This window comes from Thermostichus sp. OS-CIW-26 (assembly GCF_054058395.1).
The window spans coordinates 1-26644 of sequence record NZ_JBSSAG010000008.1; the positions used below are offsets into that span (position 1 = coordinate 1).

Sequence of the window (26644 nt, forward strand, 5' to 3'; positions counted from 1 at the left end):
GGCTGTCGTAAACCAGCCTAGAGGTTCGGGCCTGTTTTGTTCTCTGGTAGGGCAGAGCAGGCTCAGGGCTACTGAAAGCCCGCTCCGTACCGCTTTAGCGGTCGGAGTCGGGTAGTTTACAGCAGAAAGTGGTAAGCCTACGGCACCGCACCGCTGCTGATAACGAGCTATACTCAGGTGCTGCTGGAGAGGCTGCTGGGGCCGGCCATAATGGGAAAACGCCATCCTGGCTGTGGCGGAATCCTTTGCGAGAGCTTGCCTGCATCCATGCTGGAACACGACATTGTCATCATCGGGGGAGGGCTGGCCGGTTGCCGAGCGGCTTTGGAGGTTATGCGACGGGATCCCAGCCTCGACCTGGCCTTGGTGTCCAAAACCCATCCCATTCGCAGCCACTCGGTAGCAGCCCAAGGGGGCATTGCCGCCGCCTTACAAAATGTTGATCCGCAAGATTCCTGGGAGGCTCATGCCTTCGATACCGTCAAGGGATCCGATTACCTAGCGGATCAAGATGCGGTGGAGATTCTGGCCCGGGAAGCCCCTGAGGTGATCATCGACCTAGAACACTTGGGGGTCTTGTTCTCCCGCCTGCCGGATGGCCGCATTGCCCAGCGGGCCTTTGGGGGACACAGCCACCCGCGCACCTGTTATGCCGCCGACAAAACCGGGCACGCCATTTTGCACGAGTTGGTGAGCAACCTCAAGCGTTTTGGGGTCAAGCTCTACAGCGAATGGTATGTGCTGGATCTGATCCTGGAGGACAACCAAGCCCAGGGCGTGGTGATGTTGGAGCAGGCCAGCGGACGGCTGGAAGTGCTGCGGGCCAAGGCGGTTATGTTGGCTACAGGCGGCTATGGGCGCATCTACAACTCCACGTCCAACGACTTTGCTTCCACCGGCGATGGCATGGCAATGGTGGCGCGGGCCGGCCTGCCTCTGCAGGATATGGAGTTTGTGCAGTTTCATCCCACGGGCCTGTATCCGGTGGGGGTGTTGATCTCAGAGGCAGTGCGCGGAGAGGGGGCCTATCTGATCAATGGGAAGGGGGAGCGCTTTATGGCCGCCTATGCCCCCAGCCAGATGGAGTTGGCCCCACGGGATATCACGTCGCGGGCGATTGTTACGGAGGTGCGGGCCGGGCGCGGTATTGACGGCAAAGATTTTGTCTACTTGGATCTGCGGCATCTGGGGGCAGAAAAGATCCACACTCGGCTGCCCTTCTGTTGGGAGGAGGCCCATCGCCACTTGGGCATCGATGCGGTTGTCGATCCCATTCCAGTGCGACCGACGGTGCACTACTGCATGGGCGGGATCCCGGTGACGGTGGATGGCCAGGTGTTGCGGGATGTCCAAACCCGTGTGGAAGGGCTGTTCGCTGCCGGTGAAACGGCCTGTGTTTCGGTGCATGGGGCCAACCGGCTGGGCAGCAACTCTCTCCTGGAGTGCATTGTTTTCGGGCGGCGCACAGGGGCAGCCATGGTAGAAGCCGTCAGAGGTCGAGCCTTGCCGAAAGTGGACGAGGGATCCCTGCTCAAACAGGCCGCCAGCCGGATTGCCGGGCTCCTGGAACGATCAGGGAAGAGCCGCATTGATCAGGTGCGGCGGCAATTTCAAGATTGCATGACCGAGCATTGCGGCGTCTACCGCACCGAATCGGTTCTCCAAGAAGGGATCCAAACATGGCAACAGATCCGCCAGCGTTACGAGCGGGATTTGCGCTTGGACGATCGGGGCAAGGTGTGGAACACCGAGCTGATCGAAGCGCTGGAGCTGGACAACCTCATGACGGTGGGGGCTTTGATCCTCGCCAGCGCCCTGGAACGGCGGGAAAGCCGTGGCTCCCACGCGCGGGAAGATTACCCCCAACGGGATGATCAACGGTTTTTACAACACACCTTGGCTGCCTTTCGCGAGGGATCCCCTCAGATCAGCTATCGCCCCGTGGTGATCACCCGGTTTCCCCCTCAGGAGCGAAAATACTAACTTTCCAGAGGCCTCCCAGGCCAATTAGGATTGCTCTATCGTTCCCGTTAGCAGGATGGAGCCCCTTTCAAAATTATCCAATATCTAGGGATTCTATCTTCGCCAGCTTGAAATCTCGTCTACTGCCGGAGGGCCAGCCATGCAAGAAACCCTGGAGAAAGCAGCCGTCGCCCTGCAAGCGGAGCTGAATCTGGAGCCTTTTTGGATGCCCTTTACGGCCAATCGGCAATTTAAAGCCAACCCGCGCCTGTTGGTTGCCGCCCGAGACATGTACTACACCAGCCACGATGGCCGCCAAATCCTAGATGGGACTGCCGGGCTGTGGTGTGTGAATGCCGGCCACTGTCGTCCCCCGATTGTGGAAGCAATCCAACAGCAGGTGGCCCAACTGGACTACGCCCCAGCTTTTCAAATGGGCCATCCCAAAGCCTTTCAACTGGCAGAGCAGCTCATCCAGCTCACTCCTGCCGGACTGGATCACGTTTTTTTCACCAACTCTGGCTCTGAGGCGGTGGATACGGCCCTGAAAATGGCCATCGCCTACCATCGCTTACGCGGACAGGGATCCCGGCAGCGGCTGATTGGCCGAGAACGGGGCTACCACGGCGTTGGCTTTGGGGGCATCTCGGTCGGGGGCATCTCCAACAACCGCAAGTTTTTTGGCAGCCTCATTCCCGGCGTAGACCACCTACCCCACACCCACAACCTGGAGCAAAACGCCTTTAGCCGCGGCCTGCCTCGCTGGGGATCCCACTTGGCAGAAGACTTGGAGCGGATCGTCGCTCTCCACGATGCCAGCACGATTGCAGCGGTGATCGTAGAGCCGGTTGCCGGTTCAACGGGGGTGTTGCTGCCGCCGGTGGGCTATTTGGAAAAGCTGCGGGCCATTTGCGACAAATACGGCATTCTGCTCATCTTCGATGAGGTGATCACCGGCTTTGGGCGTCTGGGATCCCCTTTTGCGGCCAATTACTTTGGGGTGGTGCCGGATCTGATTTGCTGTGCCAAGGGCCTCACCAATGGCACCATCCCGATGGGCGCAGTGATCGTCAAGCAAGAGATCTACAGCGCCTTCATGGAGGCTGCTGGTTCCGCTGATGACCTGCACCGTCCAGAGGACAACAGCAGGACACTCTCCTGGAGCCCCATCGAGTTTTTCCACGGCTACACCTACTCCGGCCACCCAGTTGCCAGTGCCGCCGGCTTGGCTACCCTGAACCTGTATCGAGAAGAAGGCCTGTTCGAGCGGGCTGCCAGCCTTGCCCCCCTCTGGGAGGAGGCTCTCCATTCCCTACGGGGCTTGCCTCATGTCATCGATGTGCGCAACCTCGGCTTGGTGGGGGCAATTGAATTGGAAAGGATCCCTGGCCGACCGACAGCGCGGGCTTTTGAAGCTTTTTTGCGCTGCTACGAACGTGGGGTATTGATTCGCACTACAGGTGATACCATTGCCCTTTCCCCGCCTTTGATCATCGAGGAAGCCCATATTGAACACCTGATCGCCACCCTGAAGCGAGTTCTTCAAGAGCTACCTTAGTCCTGAATCGACAAGAGAGACTGCCTGAGGGAGTTAGAAGCTTCTGGGGCTGGGCGTCGGCGAAGGACTGGGAGAGGGACTGGGTCTGGGCGAAGGGGATACCGAGGGAAAGGGATTGGGGGTGCCGGTCGGCGTTGGCGAGGGGGAGGGACTGGGCGCAGGCAACACCCGTAAAGGAGCTTTGGCCGAAGCAATTCGGCCCTGGGTATCCGCCACCATTGCCGTCACCTCATAATCCCCGGTGGGAGCAGAAGTGGGAATGGTGATGGGGATGGTGCCAATGCAGGCTCTGCTGTTGGGCTGACAGCCGACGGCAGCGGCAGTGAAATCAAAGGTGAGGGTGAGGGGGCTTTGTCGGATTTCCACCCGGAAGCTGATGCCGGCCCCCAAACCTGCAGGAGTCGTCACGGCCACCAGCACGTTGAAGGGTACCGTCTGTCGCGCGTCCGTCAGGGCCACCACGGCAATCGAAGGCGGCTCTGCTGCAAAGGAAGCAGTGGGAGAGGGGCTGGGAGTGGGGAAAGGATTCAAGAGGGGAGTGGGGGTCGGGGTAGGCAGAGGGGTGGGCGGCGGCGTAGGGACAGGACTGGGGATGAGGAAAGGAGTGGGCGTTGGAGCCACCACCGCTATCGGCGTGATGGTAACCGCAGGCTGTTCGCCGGCATCTTCTTGGCAAGCCACCAGTGACAACGACAGAAGAGCGGCTACACTGGCCCTTATTACAGAGGAGGCTGCTAACGTCCAGCTCTGACGGAACCTATGGGGCTGCTGTCTCATGGGGTTTGACTCCTCACAACACAAAGCTTTGGGATCCTGCCGGTTCTGGGAGAGCCGAGCCTTGGTGGTGTCCAACTCAAAAACTCGGCCAGGCTGCTTCTCAGCCACAGCAGCGCTTACACGCTGCTAACACTATAGATAGAGTCTTAGCTTTTTGCAAACCCCACCTGTGGACTCCCCCTTTGGGGGTGAAGCCAGATAGAGGGGAATGACCTGGGCCGAGTTAGACTGGTAAGCGTGACAGCAAGACGAGGATCCATGGCAGCAAGGGCGGGAGCAGAACCATCTTCTGGCTGTGGAGAAGCAGAGGGGCAGACTGCCGTTGGCGTTGATGCCCTGTACCCCTCAGAAAACATCAGCGGGGCGGGGTATGCCCGGGAAGAGCTGCAAGAGGCTTGCGGGGTCTTTGGCATCCTGGCTCCAGGAGAGGAGGTGGCCAAGCTGGCCTACTTTGGCCTATTTGCCTTGCAGCATCGCGGCCAAGAATCGGCAGGGATCGCCACTTTTGAGGGATCCTTTTGCCGGGTTCACAAGGCGATGGGCTTGGTCTCCCAGGTCTTCGATGAAGTGAACTTGGCCCAACTGACCGGGGATCTGGCGGTTGGTCACACCCGCTACTCCACCACTGGATCCAGCCGCGTGGCCAATGCTCAGCCGGTGATCGTGGAGACTCGCCTGGGGCCGCTGGCTCTGGCCCACAACGGCAATTTGGTCAATGCGGAAGAGCTGCGGAAGGAACTGGAGGCCGCCGACCGGCACCTAACCAGCAGCACCGACTCCGAGTGTATTGCCCACGCCATTGCCCAGGCGGTGAACCAAGGTCAAGATTGGATCGCGGCCACTTGCCAAGCTTTGCGCCGCTGTCAGGGGGCTTTTAGTCTGGTGATCGGCACGCCAGAGGGCCTGATCGGGGCACGGGATCCCTATGGGGTGCGTCCGCTGGTGTTGGGGCTTTTGAGCAGCAACCCCGCTCTGGATGAGCTGCTGCAGTCAGAGATGCTGGAGATCATCTGCAGCGACGGCACCCTCAGCCACCCCGAGGCCGAGCCGCTGCATTACGTGTTGGCTTCAGAAACCTGTGCTTTGGATATCATTGGGGCCGACCCTCTGCGGCAGGTGGAGCCGGGAGAGTTGGTGTGGATCAGCCGTCAGGGGCTGCAATCGGTGCGTTGGGCGGAGGCCACCCCCAAGCTGTGCATCTTCGAGATGATCTACTTCGCCCGCCCAGACAGTTGGATGCACGGGGAAAGCCTCTACTCCTACCGGGTGCGGCTGGGAGAACAACTGGCCAAGGAGGCTCCGGCAGAGGCCGACTGGGTGATCTCCGTTCCCGATTCCGGCACGCCGGCGGCCATTGGCTATGCTCGCCAGTCGGGGATCCCTTACACCGAAGGGCTGATCAAAAATCGCTACGTGGGCCGCACCTTTATTCAGCCCACCCAATCCATGCGGGAGCGGGGCATTCGCATGAAGCTCAACCCCCTGGAGGATGTGCTGGGGGGGAAGCGGATTGTTATTGTGGACGACTCAATTGTGCGGGGCACCACCAGCCAGAAAATCGTCAAGGCCCTGCGCCAGGCGGGGGCTACCCAGGTCCACATGCGCATTTCCAGCCCCCCGGTCACCCATCCCTGCTTCTACGGCATCGATACCGATAGCCAGGATCAGTTGATTGCTGCCCAGCATTCCGTAGAGGAAATCGCCGAGAAGATTGGAGTGGATTCTTTGGCCTACCTGAGCTGGGAAGGCATGCTGGCTGCCACGGGCCGGGATCCCAACTCGTTCTGCTCCGCTTGCTTTACCGGCCACTACCCCATCCCCATCCCAGAAGGGCTGAAGCGCTCCAAACTGGCCCTGGAACTGGTGGCTACTGGCAAGAGCCGCTAGGCTGCTCAGGGATCCCCGCTAGACTGAGAAGAAGAATTGCTTGGGGCAAGCCATGACTTTTCGCCTACGCCAATTGGGGGATCCCATCCTGACGCAAGTGGCCGAGCCGGTGACGGAGTTCAAAACGCCGGCCTTGCAAGATCTCATAGAAGGCATGCTGGCTACCCTGAAAGAGGCGCAGGGGGTGGGCTTGGCTGCTCCTCAGGTGGGATCCCTGCTCCAAGTGCTGATCGTGGCCTCTCGTCCCAATCCCCGCTACCCGGAAGCGCCGCAAATGCAGCCTTTGGTGATGGTTAACCCCCGTCTGCTGGCTTGCAGTTCTGACCAGGTGCTGGGTTGGGAAGGCTGCTTGAGTGTGCCCAATTGCCGTGGTCTGGTAGCCCGCGCTCGCGAAGTGGAGGTGGAGTATTACACTCCAGAAGGCGTTCAGCAAAGGGTGGTCTGGCAGGATTTTCCGGCGCGGATCTTTCAGCACGAATACGATCACCTGATGGGTCGGGTGTTCCTGCAGCGGCAGCCTCGGCAACTGCTTACCGAAGCCCAGTACCAAGCCCAGATTTTGGGTCAGCCCGCCTGAGGGATCCCACCATGCCCTACATGGTTATCTACGACGGCCTCTGCAACCTCTGTGCCACCGGCGTTCAGCTCTTGGAGCAACTGGATCGCGGACGGCAGTTTTGCTATGCTCCCATGCAAGATACCTCTACCCTGGCCCAATGGGGGATCCCACCGGAGCAGGTGGAGCTGGGGATGATTCTCATCGATCTGGAGCACCCAGAGCGCCGCTGGCAGGGATCCGCCGCCATTGAACAAATTGCCGCCCTTTTGCCGAGCGGGGAGGTGTGGCTGGCTCTGTACCGCAACTTTCCTGGCTTGAAGTTTCTGGGGGATCTGGGCTACGAACAGATCCGGGATCACCGCTACGAGTGGTTTGGCTGCCGTAACACCCTCTACCTATCGGCTTACCCTGTCTGTGTTCGCGGCCAGGATCTCCTGGTGGATTTGGTAGATAAGGAATCATGCTCAGCCCCGTCCAGCAACTGCTGCACCAATACGCTCAGGGGGAACGGGATTTCAAGCAGCTGAATCTCAGCGCCCTGGGGCTTTACCAAGCAGATCTGCAAGGGATCCTCCTCAGCGGGGCCGACCTCTCTGGCCTTTGTCTGGCTGAAGCAGTTCTGTGCCGGGCCATTTTGGTGGGAACTGTCTTGGTGAATGCCAACCTGCGCCAAGCCTTCCTGGAACAAGCCAATCTGTGTCGAGCAAACCTACGTCAGGCTAACCTATGGCGGGCCCAGCTAAAAGCTGCTGATTTGAACAATGCCCGCCTAACTGAAGCCATTCTTTGTTACGCTGACCTCAGCCATAGCCGCCTTGAGGGAGCCCATCTGCAAGGGGCGGACTTGAGCCATGCCAACCTCAGCCAGGCCAATCTCCGGCAAGCCAACTTGCGCCAAGCCAACCTGATGGGGGCTAACCTAAGCAGCGCCGTTTTGGCTGACGCCGATTTGCATCAGGCCAATCTCGTGGGAGCGGACTTGCGGGGATCCCTGCTGCGGAGCGCCCACCTTACCCCTGAGACCCAAATTGCAGAAAAGTGGCGCCAGGTGTGGCAAATCCTCAACTGGGAGCAGGAAGGACGAGATCTGGTGGGCAGGGATCTGTCGGAGGCAAATCTTTGCGGGGGCTATCTCCACTCGGCCCAATTGGATGAAGCCAACCTTGCCGATGCAGACCTCAGCCAAGTCATCCTCTGCAGGGCTTCCTTGCAAAAGGCTAACCTGCGCCAAGCTCGCCTACTGCAAGCGGACTTGCAGGGCTCCAATTTGCGAGAGGCTAACTTTGTCCATGCCGATCTGCGCGGCGCCAATCTCCGCGAAGCCCACCTCGGCGGGGCCGACTTAACCTCAGCCAACCTACAAGGGGCAGATCTCAGCCAGGCCGTCCTGCAGGGGACACGCCTAGACGCCCAGACCCAATTGGATCCCAAGTGGAAACAAGTTTGGCGGGTTCTCAACCAGCCGCGTTCCGGCTGGAGCTTGGCCCGAGCTAACCTTGCAGATGCGTATTTGCGCCGAGCCTACCTGCAGCAAGCGGACTTGACCGGAGCGGATTTAAGAGGAGCTGATTTGCGAGAAGCAGACTTGCAGGAAGCCAACTTGAGCCAAACCGACTTGCGGGGCACCAACCTGCGGGGAGCTAACCTGAACGGCGCTTTGTTCAAGGGATCCCTTTACGACGAGTACACCTTTCTTTAGATTCACATTGTTGCTACAGCCTATTAAAAATAGGATACAAGTATTCAAGAGGAAGGAGAGAGGGATATGCCAACCCATTCGCTAGAAGCTGGGAAGTGTAGCATAGAGCAGATAGTGGAGACCTCTTTATTACTTATCAACCCGTCCTGCTTCCGAAGTTGGTTTGCTAAGTGTTGCTACTGTGCCCCTTAGTTCCTTAACAGGCTGTATCGTTACTCCTGGGGCACCACCCGCCAAACGGTTCCTCTAGCTGCCATCGCTCGTGACCAAATTCAAAGCTTGAAAGAATGGGCTGCCGAGTCAGGAGCACGTACCGCTTCCCAAGATCAAAAGTTGATTCAGGAGCTACGGACCATCGTCCAGAAGAGAGGGTTAGGCTACATTGAAGTTGATAGTCCCCCATCCTTTTCCTCTCCACCTCCTGCCTAAGCTGTTTTGGTCGGCTCGTTCCGAGTTGTGGCAGCTCCGTGGAAGTAGGCTTGCAAGCATTTTTTCCTGCAAGACGCGGAAAAACTCCGGTTGCCGCTCCGCTTGAATTTGCTGCCTGTGGATTAGCCCCCTTAAATCCGTCCGGGGAAGCCGCCGATTGATCTGAGCTGCTCAGGTGGCCCCTTGTTGGATTAACTTCCGGCAGCTCCCAGGCAGGGCACTGGGATCGGATCCCGCACGTTAGCGTGCAGGACCGATGGTTTTGCACTTTTCGTATCCTTGACTACAGATTTTTTGGTAGGATTGATCGTGTAGAGGTACTGGTATGTAGAGCAGCCTTATGAGTGCAATCGCTGAAATGAGGGGGACAAGTCTCCTGGCCCGCCATCGCCAAAACATAGCAGCCTCCCTGGCCCGTCGTTTGGAAGCAGCTAGGGCGGCCAACAACACCCGCTTGATGGAGCTGCTGAAACAAGAAGAGCGGCAGCTGGCAGCCGAGTACGGCGGCAGGGATCCCTTCTCTTCAGCGCTCTTCAGAGGACTGCGCCATCTTTGGCAGAGCTTGAAGGCAGTCTTGGCGGCCTGCGATGAACTGCGGGTGCGGCAGTGGGTAGATGGCAGCGGCATGGTCTGGTGGTCTGTCCAAGACCCAATCACGGGAGAGCGCCTGTGTACCCATTCCGAGGGGGAGCTCATGGAGTGGATCGAGAAGCACCAGCGAGAGGATTAGTCTTCGCGGCTAGGACTTGCCTGAGCACCAATAGCCAGTGTTTCCCCTGGCGCTTCGTGCGTGTCCCAGTCTTTCCAGCTTGGGGAGGAAGGGAACAAAAAGTTTCACGGCTAGGCCGGGGCAATGGCCACCTGAGAATCCAAATTGATAGGATTACGAAGACTCATCATCTGCTTTAGGGGCCCTGAGATGGTTTGGCAATTGTTGACTTGGCCGGCCCAAAGTTTGCTTTGGCTAGCAGAGCAGATCCAAGAACGCGCCGAAGCACAGCTGGATAGCAAAGAAAACCTGCAAAAAGAACTTACGGCCCTGCAAATTCAGCTAGATTTGGGAGAAATTGACGAGGAAACCTACGCCCGCCGAGAAGAGGAGATTTTATTGGCTCTGGAAGCCTTAACCCAAGCAGAAGGAGAAGCCGAAGCATAGAGTTCTGCCGGTGGGCCTGGAAGGGATCCCTCAGCATTGCAGGGGGGGCAGAACATGGGAGAATGAGCTTCTGTACACCCCCATCTTTCCTACCCTGGGCTGTTTTCAATGACTGAATCCCATGAAACCTTGGTGCTCCGCGACGAGCAAAACCAGCCTCTCAAGTGCGAGATCCTGCGTCAGGTGGTCATCGACGAGCAGACCTATGCCCTGGTAACTCCCGTTGATGCTGTGATCAAAGTGCTGGTTTGGGAAGGGGAAGAAGAACCCAGCCAAGCGGTGAACGGCGATGCCAACATGGAAGGGATCCTGGACGAGCCGGATCCCGAAGAGCTACAGGCTGCCCTGCCCACCATCCAGGCTGTCTTGGGGGAGTTGAACCTCACCTTGCAGCAAAATGGCTTCGACATCCTCACGGTTCAGGGGGAATTGCCCCCAGTCGAAGAGGAAGATGTGTTCGAGCTGGGCGAGAGCGAGGAAGATGCCCAGGAGTTTCAACTGCTAGCTACCTTTTTCTACCAAGAGAAGAAATACGGCATCTTTACCCCCCTCGATCCCGTTTTGCTCTACGCCGCTCTGCCTGACGAAGGGGATCCCTACCTGCTCACCCCCGATGAGCCGCCAGAGCTTTTTGATCAGCTCTATGCCCTGCTGCTGGATCTCGATGAGGAATGGGAAGATGATGAAGAAGATGAGGACGAAGATTAGGGGGATCAACCCCTGTTGTTTTGCCGGGCTAGATATTTTTGCCAAGCCAACGCGGCTAGAAGGCAAAGGCAACGGAAGTGCCTGGGAAAGTTTTCCCGGAGTTTTTCGTCGGCCACTCCAAACGCGCCCCGACATCTGCTGAGGGACGGTTTCGGGCTTCCGGCAGGGATCCTGGAGCTGGGGAGTGCGCCCCACGCCCATTGCCAGAATGAAGATAGCCCCAGCCGCCTGAGCATTGCGTAGCGAAGGAGCAACAGGGATGCAGCCGGTTGATTTAACCACCCTGCGTGCTGTGCTCGCCGATCTAACCCAGGCTAAGACAGGTCGGGATCCAGTGTTGCCTGCCCGCGTGGAATGGATCCAACAGACCGATCTGTGGACGGTGGTCATTGGCTTGCGCACCCTCACTGCCCGCCCCTGCCTGCTGTTGTGCTGGCATCCTCAGGCGGCCCGTCTCCACCTCTGTCAGCCTCCTCCCAAAGAGCCGGATGGCTTTCAATTTAGCCAGTTCCTCCAACGGCAACTGAAGGGTTTGGCTCTGACGGAGCTAGCTCTGCTGGAGGATTGGGAACGGGTGGTTGACTTGCGCTTTGCCCCTCGGCCTGGGGATCCCCCTTATCGCCATCTCTACCTGGAGGTGATGGGCAAGCACAGCAATGCCATTTTGGTGGACGAGGCGGGCATGATCTTGGCCAGTGGCCATGGGGTAAGCGAGCGCCAATCGCGAATCCGTCCAGTGCAGCCGGGCCTGCCCTACGAAGCTCCTCCGGCCCTAACCGACCCGATCCCGCAGCGATCCGAGCCCTTTTCCTGGTGGCAAGAGCGCGTCGCCCTGATCCCTGGCCCCATCGGCCAACGGCTGTTGCGCTGTTATCGCGGCCTCAGTCGGCATTTGGTGGAAGCGATGTGTCATCAGGCTGGGATCCCGCCGCAAACCCCCAGCGATCACCTCTCTGCCCAGGATTGGCAGGCACTGTTTGCCAGGTGGCAAGACTGGTTAACCCGTCTGGAAACAGGCCAGTTTGACCCAGCTCCCACTCCCCAGGGATACACCGTTCTCGGCTGGGCAAGCGGTGCCGTTCCCGTTAGCGGGACGGAGTCCCTGCAACAACCTTCTCGACTCAATCTGCACCAACTTCTGGAAGGCTACTACCAGGCTCAGCTTAACCGCGAACAGTTTGAGCGAGAGCGCCACCGTCTGCTGCAAAGGGTATCCACCCTGCTGAAAAAGCTCTATCAGCGGCGAGAGCAATTTGAGGCAATGCTGGCCGACTCCACCCAAGCGGAAGCCTCCAAGCAGGCTGCCGACTTGTTGATGGCCCACCTCCACCTCTGGCGGCCAGGGTTGCATCACATCGAGCTGCCGGATTTTGCCAGCGGCCAGACGGTCAAGATCCCTCTCGACCCCGAAAAAAATGCCATTCTCAATGCCCAAGCCTACTACCGCAAGCACCGCAAACAAAAACGGGCCCAGGATGCCCTCCGACCTTTACAAGAGGCGCTCGGCCAAGAGATCCTCTACCTCGAGCAGGTGGAAGCGTCTCTACAGCAGCTGGAAACCTATCGGGATCCCCAAGACTTGACCACCCTCAAGGAAATTGAGACCGAGCTGATTGAACAGCGCTACTTGGAGAGTCCCACTCGCAACAGCGGGACAGAGTCTCTGCGGGCGAGCTCAAAACATGCCTCACCGGCAACCTTCAACCCCCACCGCTTTACCAGCCCCAGTGGCTTCTCCATTTGGGTGGGGCGCAACAACCTGCAAAATGATCAGCTCACCTTTCGCGTGGCTCAGGAACACGATTGGTGGTTTCATGCCCAAGAGATCCCCGGCAGTCATGTGCTGCTGCGCTTGCCCCCCGGGGCTGTAGCAGAAAGCGAAGATCTGCAGGCGGCTGCTGATTTGGCGGCCCATTTCAGCCGCGGTCGCCTCAGCGAACAGGTGCCAGTAGTCTACACTCGCCCGAAACTGGTGTTCAAACCCAAGGGATCCCCGCCCGGCATGGTCGTTTACAAACAGGAGCAGGTGCTTTGGGGGCGGCCCAGCCATGCGCAGCTGCTCATTGCGTCAGCCCTTGGGCCACACTGACGCAACTGGTTACTTTGTTTCTGGCCAAGTGGGCAGGTTCGAGGCATTCAAGGGAGAACTTCGAGGGAGTAAGCGGCGCTGCGGCCATAGCGGCTGGGGTCGTACATTTCTTCTGCCAAAGCAGGAGCCACCTGGAATTGGCCGGGGATCTCCGGACGGAAGAGATAGACAAACTCATGGCGACCCTGCTTGAGCTCGGTGCTGAAAAAGGCCACGCGGTCATCCCGATTCTCTTGGCGGGTCCAAAACCAGTCCCACCAGTAGTCTGGGGCCAAGCCGGTGAACTCTCGCGGATCCTGGGAGGTGATCTCGGCGCCGCTGGGCAGGGGATCCTCGACCACCACGTAGTGGCTGTCCCGCTCGGCTTCCACCGTCAACCGGGCCAGGAGGATTTCTCCGGCCCTTACTGTGTCGCCAGGGCGCAGCGGCTGCTCTCGGTAGCGGATCTCCCCGTTGGGTTGGGGCTGGGGCTGTAGGCGGAAGTAGCTGCGGCTCACCGCAAAGCCTTGGGCTTGAGAGGGCAGAGGGTTGGGGACGAAGGCTTCTCCCCTCAAGCTGTAGTAAAGGGGGCCGGGGCCGGACTTTTCCAGGCGCAGGCTGCTCAGGTTCCCCACTTCTGCGTCAGCCCAATCCAGCCCATAGCGGGGATCCCCAGCGCCGGCCTGCCAGCGACCGAGAAGGGATCCGGTTGTCCCATCCAACACCCGCACCTCGCCGGGGCCGGGAAGCTGCTGCTGCTGGGCTTGGTAGTAGGCGGACAGGCCGAGGAGAGCATCGGCGGTGGCTTTGGTGGTGCGCCAGCGGTTGTTTTGCCGCTGTTGGAGAAGGGCATCGGCAATCTGGGCAGCCCGGTCATCCTGCAGCCGAACGGCCAATTGCAGTAGGGGGCCGGCCACCTCCATGTCGTCGTAGGTGGAGCGCTCTTGGGTCGCACGAGTTGGAGCAGCCGGGATAAACCAGCGCCCTTGGGGATCCTGTTGCCGCCGCTCCAGAACCTCATCCAGGGCTGCCTGGGCAAGATCCCTCTGGCCCAGTTGCAGGGCAGCCAGCCCTCGGTAGGCCAGGCCAAAGGTGGAGAGCCGCTCCGGCGGCGGCAGGTCGGCAGTTACCAAAGCGGGATCCCAGAGGGCCAGGCTGTAGGCGACAAAAGCCTGCAGATCGGGGGAGAGGGCTTGTGGCTGGGCCAGTTGAGCGGCCAGATAGTCCAAGGCCTGCCGCACCCGCCACTCTTTGAGGGCATAGCCAGCAGCTTGGGCAAGGTGATACCCCTGCAGGATGTATCCGGTCAGATAGGGGTTGCTCCGGTCACGGGCCCACCAGCCCCAGCCCCCATCGTAGTTCTGGGATCCCTCCAGTCGCTGCAAGCCGGATCGAAGCACTCGAGGCAGCCGCTCCAGGGTTTGAGAGCGCAGGTTCAAGCCCAACTGCTCGCTGACTTGGGCGACGGCTAGGGCGGGCAAGAAGCGACTCAGGGTTTGCTCGGTGCAGCCGTAGGGGAACTCCACCAGGTAATCCAGCGGCCCCAGCAGGGTTGCTGCCGGGCTAGCGGCCAGTTCCAGGTGAAGCTGCCGGGATCCCGGCACCCAGGTGGCGGGCCAATCCAGCGATAAGTCAAGGCTGCCCTCCTGCACCCGACCCACCTGGGAGAACCGTTGCACAGCGCCGAAAGGCTGGCTGGGGATCCGCAGTTGCAACGCATCTTTCAGCCCATTCCCTTCCGCCCAGACCCGCAGAGAGGTATCTCCGGCCCCCAGAACCTGGAGAGGCCATTCCACCCGCCCCGCTCCTTGGGCCGGCACGGTGAGGCGTTGTCGTTCCGGGCCTTGCAATTTCAAGATCCCACCGGCAGGAACAGGAACTTCCAGCCGCACCTCCACCGCTTGGGCTTGACCCGTGCGGTTTTGCACAATGGCCGCCAAGGTGAGCTGATCCCCCACCCGGAAAAAGCGGGGAGCGGCCAAGCGCACCAACAGGTCTTTGCTAACCGAGACTGTGGCAAGAGCGGATCCCACCTGGGTGTCGGCAGTGGCGGCGCGGGCGGTCAAGCGCCAGGTGGTGAGGTTGTCGGGCCAGCGCACCTGCACCTGAGCCAGGCCATCGGCATCGGTGACCAGATCCGGGAACCAGGCGGCGGTATCGCGAAAGTCTTCCCGCACTTGGCCGGCCAGCTTGTCAGCACCGCCGGGATATTGCTGAGGGAAAGAGGTAGTGGTGGTAACTTGGTTGTACTGGCGCCCATAGAAGAAGCGGCGAATATCCGGGGTGAAGTCGGGTCGCAATAGGTAGAGGGCATTGTCTACAATCCCTAGGCCCACCTCGGCGCTCACCGGCTGCCCTTGGGCATCGCGGGTGCGGATTTGGATTTGGGCGGTCTCGCCCGGTCGATAGGTGGGTTTATCGGTCTGCAGCTCCACCTGTAAAAAGCGATCCAAGGGGGAGACCCGCAGCAGGGCCTCGCTTTGGTACAGCCGCCGCTCTGGGCCGATGGCAGTGGCAGTGACGTAGAGATTGGGACGATAGTCGCCGCGGATGGGCAACCGCAGCGTGGCCGTATGCCCCTGGAGACGCAGCACCTGCACCTGGTGCAGCCGGGATCCCTCAATGCCCACCAGCACCGCCACATCCGGCAGCGGCGAGACTATCAGGATCTGGGCCTCTTCCCCCACCTGGTAGATCTGCCGATCCGCCACCACTTCCAGGCTGGGCAGGGATCCCCAACTTTGTAGGGGGCTGCCCGGCTCCACCACCCAGAGATAGTCCACCTCCTGCACCCGTTCGCGCCAGCGGTGCGGAGCACTTTGACGGCGGGGATCCCATGCCGTCAACCGCACCCGGTAGTCTCCCGGCTCCAGGTCGGCGGGCAGGTGGAGGTCGAGGCTGCCTTCCCCGTTGACAATCTGAAAAGGTTGCCGCAGCAGGGTATCTTGCCGTTGGTAGGTGCTGCTCTTGGGATCCCAGCGCCAGCGCTCCAGGCTCAGCTCTCCGGTGGCGCTGACGGGGCGGCCATCGTAATCGCGGGCTTGCAGCCGGTAGGTGAGGGTATCCCCCGGAGCGGGCAGGTGGCGGTCGGCCTCGGCAAAGAGGGCAAATTCGCCAGCCGTGACCCAGGCCCGCGCCGATCCTGTTACCGTCCGGCGGCTGATATCGGTCACCTCCACCTCGATGCGCAACTGCTGCACCTCTTGGGGGCCCCAGTAGCTGTCTTCTTCCCAGTTGAGATCCTGCAGCAGGCGATCCAGGCGAAACTCCGCCCGCCCTTGGGCATCCGTCACCCCTTCCCCTTCCGCCACCAACTGGCCGTAGCCGCCGTAGTAGCCCTGCTCCTCTCCCAGGTCGTCGGCGAAATAGTCTTCCTCGGCAGAACGGGGCAACAGCCCATAGCGCAGGCTCCAGTCGGGGCTGCTGTAAACTCGGTAGCGGAGCTGGGCAGCGGCCACCGGCGCGCCGAAAAGATACTCGGCCTCCACCTGCACCTTCAGGGATCCCCCCCGCACCAGCCAAGGTCGGTCGGGCACCACCGCCACCTCAAACTCCGGCTTGCGGTAGGCTTCCACCTGAAAAGAGGTGTATTCGCCGCTGGATCCCTGCGGCCCTGACACCTGCCACTTCAGGCCGTAGCTGCCCAGGGACGCTTCTTCTGGCAGTTGAAACTCCCCATGGACACTGCCAAAAGCATTGGTGGCCAGGGTTTGTTCGCTCAACACATCCCCGTTGGGGGCCGTAAGGGTCAGTTGCACTGCTTGTCCTGGGGGGGGCGGCGTGAGGCGGGTTTGCTCTCGCACCAGGGCGCGGAAATAGACGGTTTGGCCAGGACGGTAGAGGGGACGATCGGTGTAGGCGTAGATCCGGTGGGGCTGGTTCCAGCCATAGGCGTAGCTGCGGGACAAAGCCTGCAGGGTGTTGTCGGCACTGCGGCCATAGACCACCAGGGAAGAAACCTCTCTCGCCGGCAGGCCAAAGCGGGCCAGCCCCTCTGCATCGGTGGTGGCCGTCAGGGGATCCCCCCACTCCCCGAAAACTTGGATCTGGATCCCGGCCAGGGGACGCAGCTCCCGCAGGTGCACCGCCTGCACCACCAACTGGCTGGCATCCTTCTTCTGGATGAGGCCGAGATCGCTCACCAAAAACCAATGGTCGAAACGGGGCAAGGGTGCAGCCGCATTCAGCGGCTCCCGGCCCTCCGCCTCCACCCAGTAGGCCCCCGGCGGCAGGATCCCCAGCTCCAAGGTTTGGGCTGTCCACCCCTCTCCCGATCGTCGTGGCACCGGCTGCTGCCAACTGCGCACAAGCTCCCGCCGCAGGGTGGGATACAGAGCCGGATCCAGGGAGCCATAGCCAGCATCCGCCAAATCCCGCAAGAGAGGGGATCCCTGCAAATCCGCCAGGGAAAAGCGATAGAGGCTGAGCTGCACCGAGCCCAGGCTGGTGGCCCGCCACTGCAGCCGCGCCGGTTCTGCGGTCGTAAACACCTGGCTGGTGCTGTAGAGATAGAGACCGGGGGGGACAAGCTGAGGGCGCAAGGTGGGGATCCGAACCGTTGCCCCCTCCCGCACCAGAACGGATCTCTGGCTGCCCACCTTTTCCAGGCCGGATCCCTGCACCGTCACCTGGTATTCCCCAACAGGCAATCGATCCAAGCGATATTCGCCATCTGCGGTCAAGCTGGCGCTGCGCGTGACCGGGCCGGCTGCAATGACCTGCACATCCCCAGGCGGAGCCTCTGCCGGCAGCTCCACCCGTCCCGCCAGGGATCCCGTCGGCTGTTCGGAAAGCAAAACTGCCAGCCCCACCCCCAACAACAGCACCAGGGCCGCCAACCATCGCCTCAGCATGGGATCCCTCTCCTTTGTTGCTCCTACCCTGTGCCCTGGCCGCCCTGGGGGTTCAAGGGTCAGCCCAATCCACTACTTCACCAGCTCGAACACGTTGAACATGGGCAGGTACATGGCCACGATAATGCAGCCCACCATACCGCCCAGGATCACGATCATCAACGGCTCCAGCAGGCTGGTGAGGGCGCGTACCGCCTCCTCCACCTCCAGCTCGTAGAAATCCGCCGTCTTCATCAGCATCGCGTCCAGCTCCCCTGTCTCTTCCCCCACGCTGATCATCTGAATGGCCATGACTGGGAAGACCTTGGCCTTGTCCAGAGCAGGGGCAATCTGCCCTCCCTCTGAGATGGATTGGCGGGCGGCGTCAATGGCGTTGGCCACCACCTGGTTGCCGGAGGTGTCGCGCACAATTTCCAAGGAAGTCAGCACCGGCACCCCGGAGCGGGTGAGAGCGCCAAAGGTGCGGCAGAAGCGAGCCACCGCCGACTTCTGGATCAGATCCCCGAAGATAGGGAGCTTGAGGGCCAGCGCGTCGATGGTCTCCTTGCCGGCAGGGGTGCGGTAAAAGCGCCGGAAAGCAAAATAGACGGCCCCTAGAAAGCCCACCAGCCCCAAGCTGTACTGGGGCGTGCGCAGGAACTTGCTGATGTTGATAAAAAACTGGGTGAAGGCAGGCAGCTCCCCACCCAAGTCGTTGTAGATGCTCTCAAACGTGGGCAAGATGAACAGCACCATGCCCAAGAAAATCAAGACAGCCAAGATCGTCACCACCACCGGGTAGGTCATGGCTGACTTGATCTGCTTCTGCAGGCGATCCATGTCTTCCAGCAGCTTGGCCAGGCGGTTGAGCACTTCGTCCAGCACGCCGCCCACCTCCCCCGCCTGCACCATGCTGCAGTAGAGGCCGTCGAAGGCGTCGGGATAAGGGCGGATGGAGTCGGAGAGGTTTTTCCCCGCCTCCACCTCCGCTCGGATAGCCCGCAGGTACTTTTTGAGTTTGGGGTTGCCGGTTTGCTCCTCCATGATGGTGAGAGAGCGCACCATCGACACGCCAGCGTTGATCAAGGCAGCAAATTGCCGGGAGAACACTGCCTTGTCGCGAATGTCGATGGATCCCAGCATTGAGAAATCGAAAGACGTATCCAAGGAAAAGAAGGGTTTCTCCTCCTGAATGTCTTCCTGTTTGGCAAAAATCCCGTCTCGGCGCAGCCGTGCACGAACTTCGGTCAGGCTGTTGGCCACCACCGTCAGGCGTACCGGCTGACCGGCCTTTAACCCCCGAACCTTGTAGCGCGGCATGGCTGTACCCCCGGCTAGATCGCTCTAAATAACGAAATGGCTTTAAATGTTTCGCAGGTGCAAAAGAGAAGTCAGCCCAAACCTTAGGCCGATCAACGATCTCTCAGCTAGAGCTTAGCCACAAATTGAGGCAGTGGCTAGAGATCGGCGATGAACCCTCACCCCGGGATCCCAGCACTGCCTGGTGGCAACGAGGTTTAGCGACGGGTGGCAACTGCTGGTGGCCGCTGTTGCTGGGCAGCCGCGGCTGGCGAGGGCCCGGTAACGTTGCCCAAAAGCCGTTGCAACTCCTCGGGGCGAGAGGTCTTAGACATGGCCGTATCGAAGTCGATCTTGCCCTGTAGGTAAAGGTTAGCCAGATCTTGCTCCAGCGTTTTCATGCCCTGCTTGCCCCCTGTCTGGATAGCCGAGTAGATCTGGGCAGTTTTGCCCTCCCGAATCAGGTTGGCAATGGCCGGCGTTACCACCATGATTTCCTGCACCAGCACCCGTCCAGGCTCTCCTGGCTTGGGATTGAGGCGGCGGGCCAGAGTTTGGGAGAAGACGGCCTTGAGGGAGTTGGAGAGCTGCACGCGAATCTGCTGCTGTTGCTCGGGCGGAAACACATCCACCAAGCGATCCACCGTCTGGGCGGCAGAACTGGTGTGTACCGTGGCAAAGCAGAGGTGGCCCGTCTCGGCGGCGGTAATGGCCAACTGGATGGTCTCCAGATCCCGCATCTCCCCGATCAGGATCACATCCGGATCCTCCCGCATCGCTGCCCGCAGGGCATTGGCAAAACTCTTGGTGTCTTCCCCCAGTTGCCGCTGGTGGATGATGCTGCGAATGGGGGTGTAGATATACTCAATGGGATCCTCGATGGTGAGGATGTGCTCGGCCCGTTCGCGGTTGATCATGTCGATCATGGAGGCCAGCGTAGTCGATTTGCCAGATCCCGTTGGGCCGGTTACCAGCACCAAGCCCCGCGGCAGGCGAGCTGCTTCCTTACACACATCCGGCAGGCCCAGCTTGTCGATGTTGGGGATCTCAGAGGCCAGCGCCCGCATGGCGCAGGCGTAGGTGCCGCGATCCCGGTAGACGTTGACGCGGAAGCGCCCGATCCCGCGCACGCCGTAGGAGCAGTCCAACTCCCAGTTCTGCTCCAGGTGTTTGCGCTGGGTGTTGTTCAACATGCTGAAAATGAGCCGCTGCACCTCCTCAGGGGTGAGGGGCTCGTGCTCGGTTGGCTGGAGTTCGCCATTGATGCGGAAATAGGGGGGCAAACCGGCTGAGATGTGGATGTCAGAACCGCCCCTGCGGACGATTTCTTCCATCAGGTCTTCGATCATGAGTTGTGGCATAGGGCTGGTGTCTCCAATCGGTAAGCTGAGTCAGGCTGGGTTCGACCTAGGAGTTGTCGATGAAAAACCCTTCTAAAGCCGGGCTAGAGGCAACCCTCCAGGACTCGTATAGGACTGTTATAATCAGCACCTTGGCGGCGTCAAGAGCCAGGCGCCTTGCCTAAAACTTCGGCGTCAGGCAGTAGGGGCAATCCATCCAGTCTACCTGCAGGGCGGCGCCACAGTTGCGGCAGGTGCTAAGGGCCTTGGCACGGGCCTTCAGCTCCGTTTCCAAACCCTTGTCGGTGAGGATAACCCGATCTACCTCCTCCAGCGTGGTCAGGCCCTGCTTTACCAGCATCAAGCTGTAGGCGAGCAGGGTTTTCATGCCGCTTTCGACAGCGGCTTCCTTGATGACCTCCGTGGGAGCCCCCTTGTTGATCAACTCGGCCAGGCGGTCGTTCATGCGCATGAACTCGTACACCCCCACGCGGCCTTTGTAGCCCACGCCCCCACATTTCTCGCAGATGGGCTTGCCGGTGGCTTTGCGCTGCTCGATCTCTTTGGGGGAGAGCTTGTTGGCTTTGTAGAAGGTGAGCTGTTCGCCGTCGCCGCTGAGGCTGAGGCCATAGCGGGCCAACTCCTCGGATGTGGGGTGGTACGGGATCCGACATTCGGTACACACCCGGCGCATCAAGCGCTGGGCCAACACCCCCAGCAACGAGCTGGAGATCATAAATGGCTCGATCCCCATCTCCGTCAGACGGGCGATGGCACCGGGGGCATCGTTGGTGTGCAGCGTGGTCAACACCAAGTGGCCCGTGAGGGAGGCTTCGATGGCGGTTTTGGCCGTCTCGTGGTCGCGGGTTTCCCCCACCAGGATGACATCCGGGTCTTGCCGCAAGAAGGCCCGCAGGATCATGGCAAAGTCCATGCCCTTTTCTCGGATCACCTGCACCTGAGTGATCCCCGGCAGCGAGTATTCAATGGGATCCTCGGCGGTGCTGATGTTGATGCCCGGGTCGTTCACCTCCGCCAGGGCCGAGTAGAGGGTGGTGGTTTTCCCGGATCCCGTTGGCCCGGTCACCAAGATTAGGCCAAAGGGTCGCTTGACAATCTCCTTGAAGCTTTCCAAGGTCTCTGGGTCGGTGATCAGCTTGTCCAGCCCCAGTTGGGTGGCGGAGTTGTCCAGGATCCGCAGCACGATCTTCTCCCCATAGCGGGAGGGCAGGGTGCTGACCCGAAAGTCCACCTTGCGCCCTTTGAAGACCCGCCGAATCCGCCCATCCTGGGGCATGCGCCGCTCGGCAATGTTCAAGTTGGACATGATTTTGAAGCGAGCGGTGAGGGCAGGGACGATCTTCTTGGGAAAGTTTTCAAAAGCCTGCCGCAACACCCCATCTTTGCGGAAGCGGATGCGCAAGTATTCTTCTTGCGGCTCGATGTGGATGTCAGACGCTCCTTCCTGCAGGGCTTTGACCAGGATCTGGTTGGCCAGTTTAATAATCGGGGCATCATCTGCCGATTTGAGCTGCTGCTCCAGGGATCCCTCGCCGGCCTCATCGGCAGCCACATCCTCAATAGCATCCAGATCGATTTCGGCAGTGTTGACCACCACCTCTTCTTCCTGTTGGGCAGCAGCCGCGTCGTTGATCCCCTTGATGGCCAGCAGATCCGCCTGCACATCCATGTAGCGGTTGATCAGGGTCTCGAAATCCCGATGAGTGAAGACCCGCCGCTGCAGCTTCAGCCCCTGGATGCGGAAGCGCCGTTGAATGTCGTCCAGTGCCTGCAGGTTGTCTGGCTTGACCATCGCCACCGTCACCTGATTGTCTCGACGGCGAATGGGCAAGAACTTGTAGCGGTTGCAGATGTCGAGGGGCAAGATCGAGTCGATCAGCCCAATCATCTCGGAGATCTCCACTGGCTCCAGGTCGACATCCAGGGAGGGGATCCCGTAGATGATTTTCAGTTCAAAGAGCTGCTGCCGTTTGTAAGCCCGCTCCAGGTCAGGGGTGATCTCTTTGCCCACGATATCCTTGACCACCAGAGCCAGGGCCTTGCTGTTGCCCTCTCGATCCGCTTTGAGGGCGTTTTGGATGTCCTGGATCTGCTTATCGTCGGCAAAGCCCAGCTCCTTTAACTTGCGGCCAAAGGGGGTAATGCTGACGTTGGCGATGGCCAGAGCTTTGCTGGCAGCGCCGGCGCGGCGCGAGGTAAAGGGAGGGGAAGGAAGATCGCTCATGCTGGCGGGTCACCCACAATGCCTCTATTTCACTGCACTTGGCTGCTAAGGGTCAACGGTAAAGATACATAAGTCTGGACTTCCCAGAGGCCGCCAACCCTGGGCTTACTATGCCCCAACTCGGCTCAAATCTCGCATTCACATCCATCTCGTCCCCTAAGCCTCGCAGACCAACGCTTGCGACCGCTGGGTTAGGTAAAGGTTTTCGCCGTAATCGACAGGGCAGTCGATGAGGGTGGGCACCGGCTGCTGGAGGGCCTGCTTCAGGATGGGGATCAGCTCGGCAGCCTTTTCGACGCGGTAGCCCTTGAGGCCCATGCTCTCCGCCAGCTTGACGAAGTCTGGATTGCCGAACTTGACGAAAGCAGCCTCGTTGTATTGATTGTGTTGCTTCCACTCGATCAGCCCATAGCCGCCATCGTTGAAGATGAGAGTTACAAAGGGAGTGCCCACCCTGAGGGCAGTTTCCAGCTCTTGGCAGTTCATCATGAACCCTCCATCTCCGGTTACGGCCACGATGCGCCGGTCGGGATGCACCAATTTGGCGGCCAAGGCCCCCGGAATGGCGATGCCCATGGCGGCAAAGCCGTTGGAGATGAGACAGGTGTTGGGTTTGTCACAGTGGTAGAGGCGGGCCATCCACATCTTGTGGGCACCGACATCGGAGATGACGATGTCTTCCGGTTGCAGGACTTGGCGCAGGTCGTAGATCAGCTTCTGGGGCTTGATCGGGTAGCTCTGATCCTGGGCATAGCAGGTGTACTCGCGGACGATGTTCTGCCGCAGGCTGAGGCCATAGGGATCCGGCTTGCCCGTGCGATCGCAGCGGCGCAGGATCTCCATCAGGGAGTCGGAAATGTCTCCCACCACCTCTACTTGCGGGATGTAGCTGCTGTCGATTTCAGCCGGCAGGGCAGCGATGTGAACGATGGGGATGGTGCCGTCGGGGTTCCATTTCTTGGGAGAGTACTCGATGAGGTCGTAGCCGACGGCGATCAACAGATCGGTTCGGTCGAAACCACAACTGACCAGATCCCGCTGCTGTAGGCCAACGGCCCACAAGGACAAGGGGTGGGTGTAGGGGATCACTCCTTTGCCCATGAAGGTGTTGACCACGGGGATGTTCAAGCGGGTGGCAAATTCCGTGAGGGCACTGCTGGCTTGGGCGCGAATGGCCCCATTGCCGGCCAAAATCAAGGGGTTGCGGGCGCGGGAGATCAGGGACGCCGCTTCGTTCAGGCTTTGATAGGAGGCGTAGGTTTTGTCCAGGCGATCTCTCCTCAAGGGAGTGCCGCTGGCTTCCATGGCGGCGATGTTTTCCGGCAAGTCGATGTGGACGGCCCCGGGCTTCTCGGCTTGGGCCAATTTGAAAGCCTTGCGCACGATCTCCGGGGTGATGCTGGGGCGCACGATCTGGGCATTCCACTTGGTGACGGGGGCAAACATGGCCACCAAATCCAGGTACTGATGGGATTCGATGTGCATGCGGTCGGTGCCCACTTGGCCGGTAATAGCCACCAGGGGCGCTCCGTCCAGGTTGGCGTCGGCAACTCCGGTCATCAGGTTGGTGGCACCCGGCCCCAAGGTGGAGAGACACACCCCCGCTTTGCCCGTCAGCCGGCCATAGACATCGGCCATGAAGGCAGCCCCCTGTTCGTGGCGGGTGGTGATAAACCGAATCGAGGAGCGGCGCAGGGCTTGCAGGACTTCCAGGTTTTCTTCGCCGGGAACGCCGAAGATGTACTGCACTCCCTCATTTTCCAGGCAGCGAACCAGCAGCTCGGCGGTGTTCATGGCGGCAAGGGTACGGAGAACGGTGGATCTGGATCCCACCATAGACGGCGGAGGGGGCAAGGGATAACTTTTTTCCTGGGCTTGGGGACGGGAGCAGGCTGGGTGGGCAGTGGGAACCAAGCTAAGCTCAAATGGACGGCCTAGGCCCAATTGCCCCTCCAAGCTTCCCCCTGTGGAAATGCCCATGCAGCTCTACGTCGAACCCTTCACCGTTCACAAGCGCTACGCCTTGACCATCAGCCGGGGTACCCACAGCGAGACAACCCTGGCTTGGGTGCGGATTGAGGAGGAGGGAATTGAAGGGTGGGGGGAGGCCTGCCCCTTTTCGGTGAGCGACGATTGCCAGCAGTCTCTGGACGACATCCTGATGGGTCTGGAGGTGGCCAAAGGGATCCTGCGCCGCCATTCCCCCTGGGAGCGACAGCCAATCGAGGCAGAACTGCTGCGGGCCGGGATCCCTTCGGCAGCGCGGGCAGCGGTGGATATGGCCCTGCACGATTGGATGGGCAAACGGCTGGGGAGGCCCCTGTGGCAGTTGTGGGGGCTGGATCGCTCCCGCATTCCGCCCACGACGATGACGATCGGCATCTCCACCCCGCAGGCGGCCCGCCAGCGCGCCTTGGCCTGGATGGAACAGACCCAAGCGCGGGCCTTTAAGATCAAGCTGGGCAGCGGCTCAGGACTGATGGCGGATCAGAACATGCTGATTGCTGTACAAGAGGTGATCCCGCTGGGATCCCTGATTACAGTGGATGCCAACGGCGCTTGGACGGTGGAGCAAACCCTGAGCATGAGCAACTGGCTGGCGGGGCAAGGGGTGAGCTACCTGGAGCAGCCTTTGGAGAGGGGGCAGGAAGCGAAGCTGATCACCCTCTGGCACGAGTCGAAGCTGCCCATTTTTGTGGATGAGAGCTGTATGGACAGCCGCGATATCCCCCCTCTGGTGGATCGCGTCCACGGGATCAACATTAAGCTGATGAAGTGCGGAGGCCTCAGCGAAGCCTGGCGCATGATCCACACCGCCAAAGCCCACGGCCTACAGGTGATGTTGGGCTGCTACAGCAACACAGCTCTGGGGAATACGGCGGCGGCCCACTTGGCTCCCCTGGTGGATTACCTGGACTTGGATAGCCACCTCAACCTCATCGACGATCCCTTTGCCGGGGCCATCCTGCAGGACGGCTGCCTGCTCCCCACCGACCGACCGGGTTTGGGGGTAGAGCTGCGGGAGGAATAATGGGAAGGCCGGAATCCCTGTCCAGCGAAAGTCGCGTGGCCATCCTGCTCCACGGGGGATTGCTGGGGGAGCATGGGAAAACGGGGCTGGGGCTGCTGCGCTACGGCTCCTTCCCGGTGGTGGCGGTGATCGACCGGGAGCAGGCGGGGGGATCCCTGGCCCATCTGACCGGAATAGCCAAAGACATCCCCATCGTGGCCTCGGTGGAGGAGGCGCTGGCCTACCGGCCTGAAGTTCTGGTGATTGGGATCGCCCCTTCAGGGGGGCAGTTGCCGCCAGCCTGGCGGGAGGAGTTGGGCCTGGCCCTGCGAGCTGGCCTGTCTCTGGTGAATGGGCTGCACACGCCTTTGGCCGAGGATCCCCAGTTTCGGCAGTGGTTGCAGCCGGGGGCCTGGATCTGGGATATTCGCCGCGAGCCCCCCAACCTGTCGGTGGGGAAAGCCCTGGCCCGCACCTTGCCCTGTAAACGGGTGTTGACGGTGGGCACCGACATGAGCGTGGGCAAAATGTCCACCAGCTTGGAGCTGCACCGGGCCAGCCTGAGACGGGGCCTGCGCTCCCGCTTTTTGGCCACCGGGCAAACTGGGATCCTGATCGGCGGCGAGGGGATCCCTTTGGATGCGGTGCGGGTGGACTATGCCAGTGGGGCGGTGGAGCAACTGATCATGCGCTATGGCTCTGACCACGACATTCTGCATCTGGAAGGCCAGGGATCCCTGCTCAACCCCGCCTCTACGGCCACCTTGCCTCTGTTGCGTGGATCCCAGCCCACCCACCTCATCCTGGTACACCGCGCCGGCCAAACCCACATCAAGGGGATAGACTACGTGCCCATCCCGCCCTTACCCAAGGTGATTGAGCTGTATGAACAGGTGGCGGCAGCTGCCGGGGCCTTTGCCCCCGCGCCCGTGGTGGGGGTTGCCCTCAATACCTTCGGCTGGGAGGAAGAAGCGGCCCTAGAGCAGATCCGCCGGGTGGAAGCCGAGACCGGACGGCCCTGTACGGATGTGGTGCGTTTTGGGGCGGATCCCTTGTTGGAGGCAATTCTGGCGGCAGGATAACTCAGCTAGAAATCGCAGGAGCCCCGCACTGTA

At 60.5% G+C, this 26644-nt stretch carries 18 protein-coding genes and 1 pseudogene; 13 read left to right on the forward strand and 6 right to left on the reverse strand.

Annotated elements, in window-relative coordinates:
• The first annotated feature begins 267 nt into the window (after window positions 1-267).
• Together ACVW0C_RS05175 and ACVW0C_RS05180 are read left to right on the forward strand one after the other, a co-directional pair.
• Window positions 268-1983, forward strand: coding sequence for a succinate dehydrogenase/fumarate reductase flavoprotein subunit (locus ACVW0C_RS05175; protein ID WP_457384547.1), 1716 nt, complete (start codon window positions 268-270; stop codon window positions 1981-1983).
• A 139-nt stretch (window positions 1984-2122) separates the two neighbouring features.
• Entirely contained in the window at window positions 2123-3520 is a 1398-nt protein-coding gene (locus ACVW0C_RS05180; RefSeq protein WP_457384548.1) for an aminotransferase class III-fold pyridoxal phosphate-dependent enzyme, read from the forward strand.
• Window positions 3521-3553: 33 nt separating this feature from the next.
• Here the strand turns inward: ACVW0C_RS05180 and ACVW0C_RS05185 are convergent, their stop codons facing one another.
• Window positions 3554-4297, reverse strand: a complete 744-nt coding sequence (locus tag ACVW0C_RS05185) for a hypothetical protein (protein ID WP_414407232.1) — start codon at window positions 4295-4297, stop codon at window positions 3554-3556.
• A 258-nt stretch (window positions 4298-4555) separates the two neighbouring features.
• Between ACVW0C_RS05185 and purF the strand changes: the two genes are divergently transcribed.
• The 9 genes and pseudogenes from purF to ACVW0C_RS05230 all read left to right on the forward strand — a co-directional run bounded on the left by purF (window position 4556) and on the right by ACVW0C_RS05230 (window position 12824).
• Window positions 4556-6184 carry an amidophosphoribosyltransferase gene (purF, locus tag ACVW0C_RS05190; protein WP_011433712.1) on the forward strand — a complete coding sequence of 543 codons (1629 nt, stop codon included), beginning with the start codon at window positions 4556-4558 and terminating at the stop codon, window positions 6182-6184.
• Window positions 6185-6236: 52 nt separating this feature from the next.
• Window positions 6237-6761: a peptide deformylase gene (gene def / locus ACVW0C_RS05195; protein WP_414330398.1), complete on the forward strand. Its 525-nt coding sequence runs from the start codon at window positions 6237-6239 to the stop codon at window positions 6759-6761.
• A gap of 11 nt (window positions 6762-6772) precedes the next feature.
• The gene (locus ACVW0C_RS05200; RefSeq protein ID WP_414416528.1) at window positions 6773-7270 is read left to right on the forward strand and encodes a thiol-disulfide oxidoreductase DCC family protein; all 498 of its coding nucleotides are present in this window, start codon (window positions 6773-6775) and stop codon (window positions 7268-7270) included.
• Window positions 7204-8442 carry a pentapeptide repeat-containing protein gene (locus tag ACVW0C_RS05205; protein ID WP_011433715.1) on the forward strand — a complete coding sequence of 413 codons (1239 nt, stop codon included), beginning with the start codon at window positions 7204-7206 and terminating at the stop codon, window positions 8440-8442. Before ACVW0C_RS05200 ends, ACVW0C_RS05205 begins: the two co-directional genes overlap by 67 nt.
• A 90-nt stretch (window positions 8443-8532) precedes the next feature.
• Window positions 8533-8634: pseudogene (locus ACVW0C_RS05210) on the forward strand (IS630 family transposase); the annotation flags it as partial.
• A gap of 577 nt (window positions 8635-9211) precedes the next feature.
• Window positions 9212-9601: a hypothetical protein gene (locus tag ACVW0C_RS05215; RefSeq protein ID WP_414342319.1), complete on the forward strand. Its 390-nt coding sequence runs from the start codon at window positions 9212-9214 to the stop codon at window positions 9599-9601.
• Window positions 9602-9790: 189 nt separating this feature from the next.
• Window positions 9791-10027, forward strand: coding sequence for a gas vesicle protein GvpG (locus ACVW0C_RS05220; protein ID WP_011433717.1), 237 nt, complete (start codon window positions 9791-9793; stop codon window positions 10025-10027).
• Between the two features lie 108 nt (window positions 10028-10135).
• Window positions 10136-10735 carry a DUF3727 domain-containing protein gene (locus ACVW0C_RS05225; RefSeq protein ID WP_457384549.1) on the forward strand — a complete coding sequence of 200 codons (600 nt, stop codon included), beginning with the start codon at window positions 10136-10138 and terminating at the stop codon, window positions 10733-10735.
• A 259-nt stretch (window positions 10736-10994) separates the two neighbouring features.
• The gene (locus ACVW0C_RS05230; RefSeq protein ID WP_457384550.1) at window positions 10995-12824 is read left to right on the forward strand and encodes an Rqc2 family fibronectin-binding protein; all 1830 of its coding nucleotides are present in this window, start codon (window positions 10995-10997) and stop codon (window positions 12822-12824) included.
• A 47-nt stretch (window positions 12825-12871) separates the two neighbouring features.
• On the opposite strand, the gene ACVW0C_RS05235 is transcribed toward ACVW0C_RS05230, so the two are convergent.
• The 5 genes from ACVW0C_RS05235 to ACVW0C_RS05255 all read right to left on the reverse strand — a co-directional run bounded on the left by ACVW0C_RS05235 (window position 12872) and on the right by ACVW0C_RS05255 (window position 24313).
• Window positions 12872-17656, reverse strand: coding sequence for an alpha-2-macroglobulin family protein (locus ACVW0C_RS05235; protein WP_457384551.1), 4785 nt, complete (start codon window positions 17654-17656; stop codon window positions 12872-12874).
• Between the two features lie 72 nt (window positions 17657-17728).
• Window positions 17729-18955 (reverse strand): type II secretion system F family protein, encoded by a 1227-nt coding sequence (locus ACVW0C_RS05240; RefSeq protein WP_011433722.1) that lies wholly within the window; start codon window positions 18953-18955, stop codon window positions 17729-17731.
• A 197-nt stretch (window positions 18956-19152) separates the two neighbouring features.
• Complete coding sequence (locus tag ACVW0C_RS05245) at window positions 19153-20295, reverse strand: type IV pilus twitching motility protein PilT (RefSeq protein WP_457384552.1); 1143 nt, start codon at window positions 20293-20295, stop codon at window positions 19153-19155.
• A gap of 160 nt (window positions 20296-20455) precedes the next feature.
• A complete protein-coding gene (locus ACVW0C_RS05250; protein WP_457384553.1) occupies window positions 20456-22519 on the reverse strand; it encodes a GspE/PulE family protein in 2064 nt (687 codons plus the stop codon).
• Window positions 22520-22675: 156 nt separating this feature from the next.
• Window positions 22676-24313 carry an acetolactate synthase large subunit gene (locus ACVW0C_RS05255; RefSeq protein WP_457384585.1) on the reverse strand — a complete coding sequence of 546 codons (1638 nt, stop codon included), beginning with the start codon at window positions 24311-24313 and terminating at the stop codon, window positions 22676-22678.
• Window positions 24314-24497: 184 nt separating this feature from the next.
• Here ACVW0C_RS05255 and ACVW0C_RS05260 point away from each other — a divergent pair, with 184 nt between their 5' ends.
• Both ACVW0C_RS05260 and ACVW0C_RS05265 read left to right on the forward strand, forming a co-directional pair.
• A complete protein-coding gene (locus ACVW0C_RS05260) occupies window positions 24498-25550 on the forward strand; it encodes a dipeptide epimerase (RefSeq protein ID WP_457384554.1) in 1053 nt (350 codons plus the stop codon).
• Window positions 25550-26611, forward strand: a complete 1062-nt coding sequence (locus ACVW0C_RS05265) for a DUF1611 domain-containing protein (RefSeq protein ID WP_414418184.1) — start codon at window positions 25550-25552, stop codon at window positions 26609-26611. The genes ACVW0C_RS05260 and ACVW0C_RS05265 overlap by 1 nt, the downstream gene beginning before the upstream one ends.
• Window positions 26612-26644 lie beyond the last annotated feature (33 nt).

Coding starts and splice junctions, on each gene's coding strand:
- ACVW0C_RS05260 (WP_457384554.1), top strand. CDS start 24,498: ATGCAGCTCTACGTCGAACCCTTCACCGTTCACAAGCGCTACGCCTTG.
- ACVW0C_RS05205 (WP_011433715.1), top strand. CDS start 7,204: ATGCTCAGCCCCGTCCAGCAACTGCTGCACCAATACGCTCAGGGGGAA.
- ACVW0C_RS05175 (WP_457384547.1), top strand. CDS start 268: ATGCTGGAACACGACATTGTCATCATCGGGGGAGGGCTGGCCGGTTGC.
- ACVW0C_RS05245 (WP_457384552.1), bottom strand. CDS start 20,295: ATGCCACAACTCATGATCGAAGACCTGATGGAAGAAATCGTCCGCAGG.
- ACVW0C_RS05200 (WP_414416528.1), top strand. CDS start 6,773: ATGCCCTACATGGTTATCTACGACGGCCTCTGCAACCTCTGTGCCACC.
- ACVW0C_RS05235 (WP_457384551.1), bottom strand. CDS start 17,656: ATGCTGAGGCGATGGTTGGCGGCCCTGGTGCTGTTGTTGGGGGTGGGG.
- ACVW0C_RS05215 (WP_414342319.1), top strand. CDS start 9,212: ATGAGTGCAATCGCTGAAATGAGGGGGACAAGTCTCCTGGCCCGCCAT.
- def (WP_414330398.1), top strand. CDS start 6,237: ATGACTTTTCGCCTACGCCAATTGGGGGATCCCATCCTGACGCAAGTG.
- ACVW0C_RS05185 (WP_414407232.1), bottom strand. CDS start 4,297: ATGAGACAGCAGCCCCATAGGTTCCGTCAGAGCTGGACGTTAGCAGCC.
- ACVW0C_RS05220 (WP_011433717.1), top strand. CDS start 9,791: ATGGTTTGGCAATTGTTGACTTGGCCGGCCCAAAGTTTGCTTTGGCTA.
- ACVW0C_RS05250 (WP_457384553.1), bottom strand. CDS start 22,519: ATGAGCGATCTTCCTTCCCCTCCCTTTACCTCGCGCCGCGCCGGCGCT.
- ACVW0C_RS05230 (WP_457384550.1), top strand. CDS start 10,995: ATGCAGCCGGTTGATTTAACCACCCTGCGTGCTGTGCTCGCCGATCTA.
- ACVW0C_RS05240 (WP_011433722.1), bottom strand. CDS start 18,955: ATGCCGCGCTACAAGGTTCGGGGGTTAAAGGCCGGTCAGCCGGTACGC.
- ACVW0C_RS05180 (WP_457384548.1), top strand. CDS start 2,123: ATGCAAGAAACCCTGGAGAAAGCAGCCGTCGCCCTGCAAGCGGAGCTG.
- ACVW0C_RS05265 (WP_414418184.1), top strand. CDS start 25,550: ATGGGAAGGCCGGAATCCCTGTCCAGCGAAAGTCGCGTGGCCATCCTG.
- purF (WP_011433712.1), top strand. CDS start 4,556: ATGGCAGCAAGGGCGGGAGCAGAACCATCTTCTGGCTGTGGAGAAGCA.
- ACVW0C_RS05225 (WP_457384549.1), top strand. CDS start 10,136: ATGACTGAATCCCATGAAACCTTGGTGCTCCGCGACGAGCAAAACCAG.
- ACVW0C_RS05255 (WP_457384585.1), bottom strand. CDS start 24,313: ATGAACACCGCCGAGCTGCTGGTTCGCTGCCTGGAAAATGAGGGAGTG.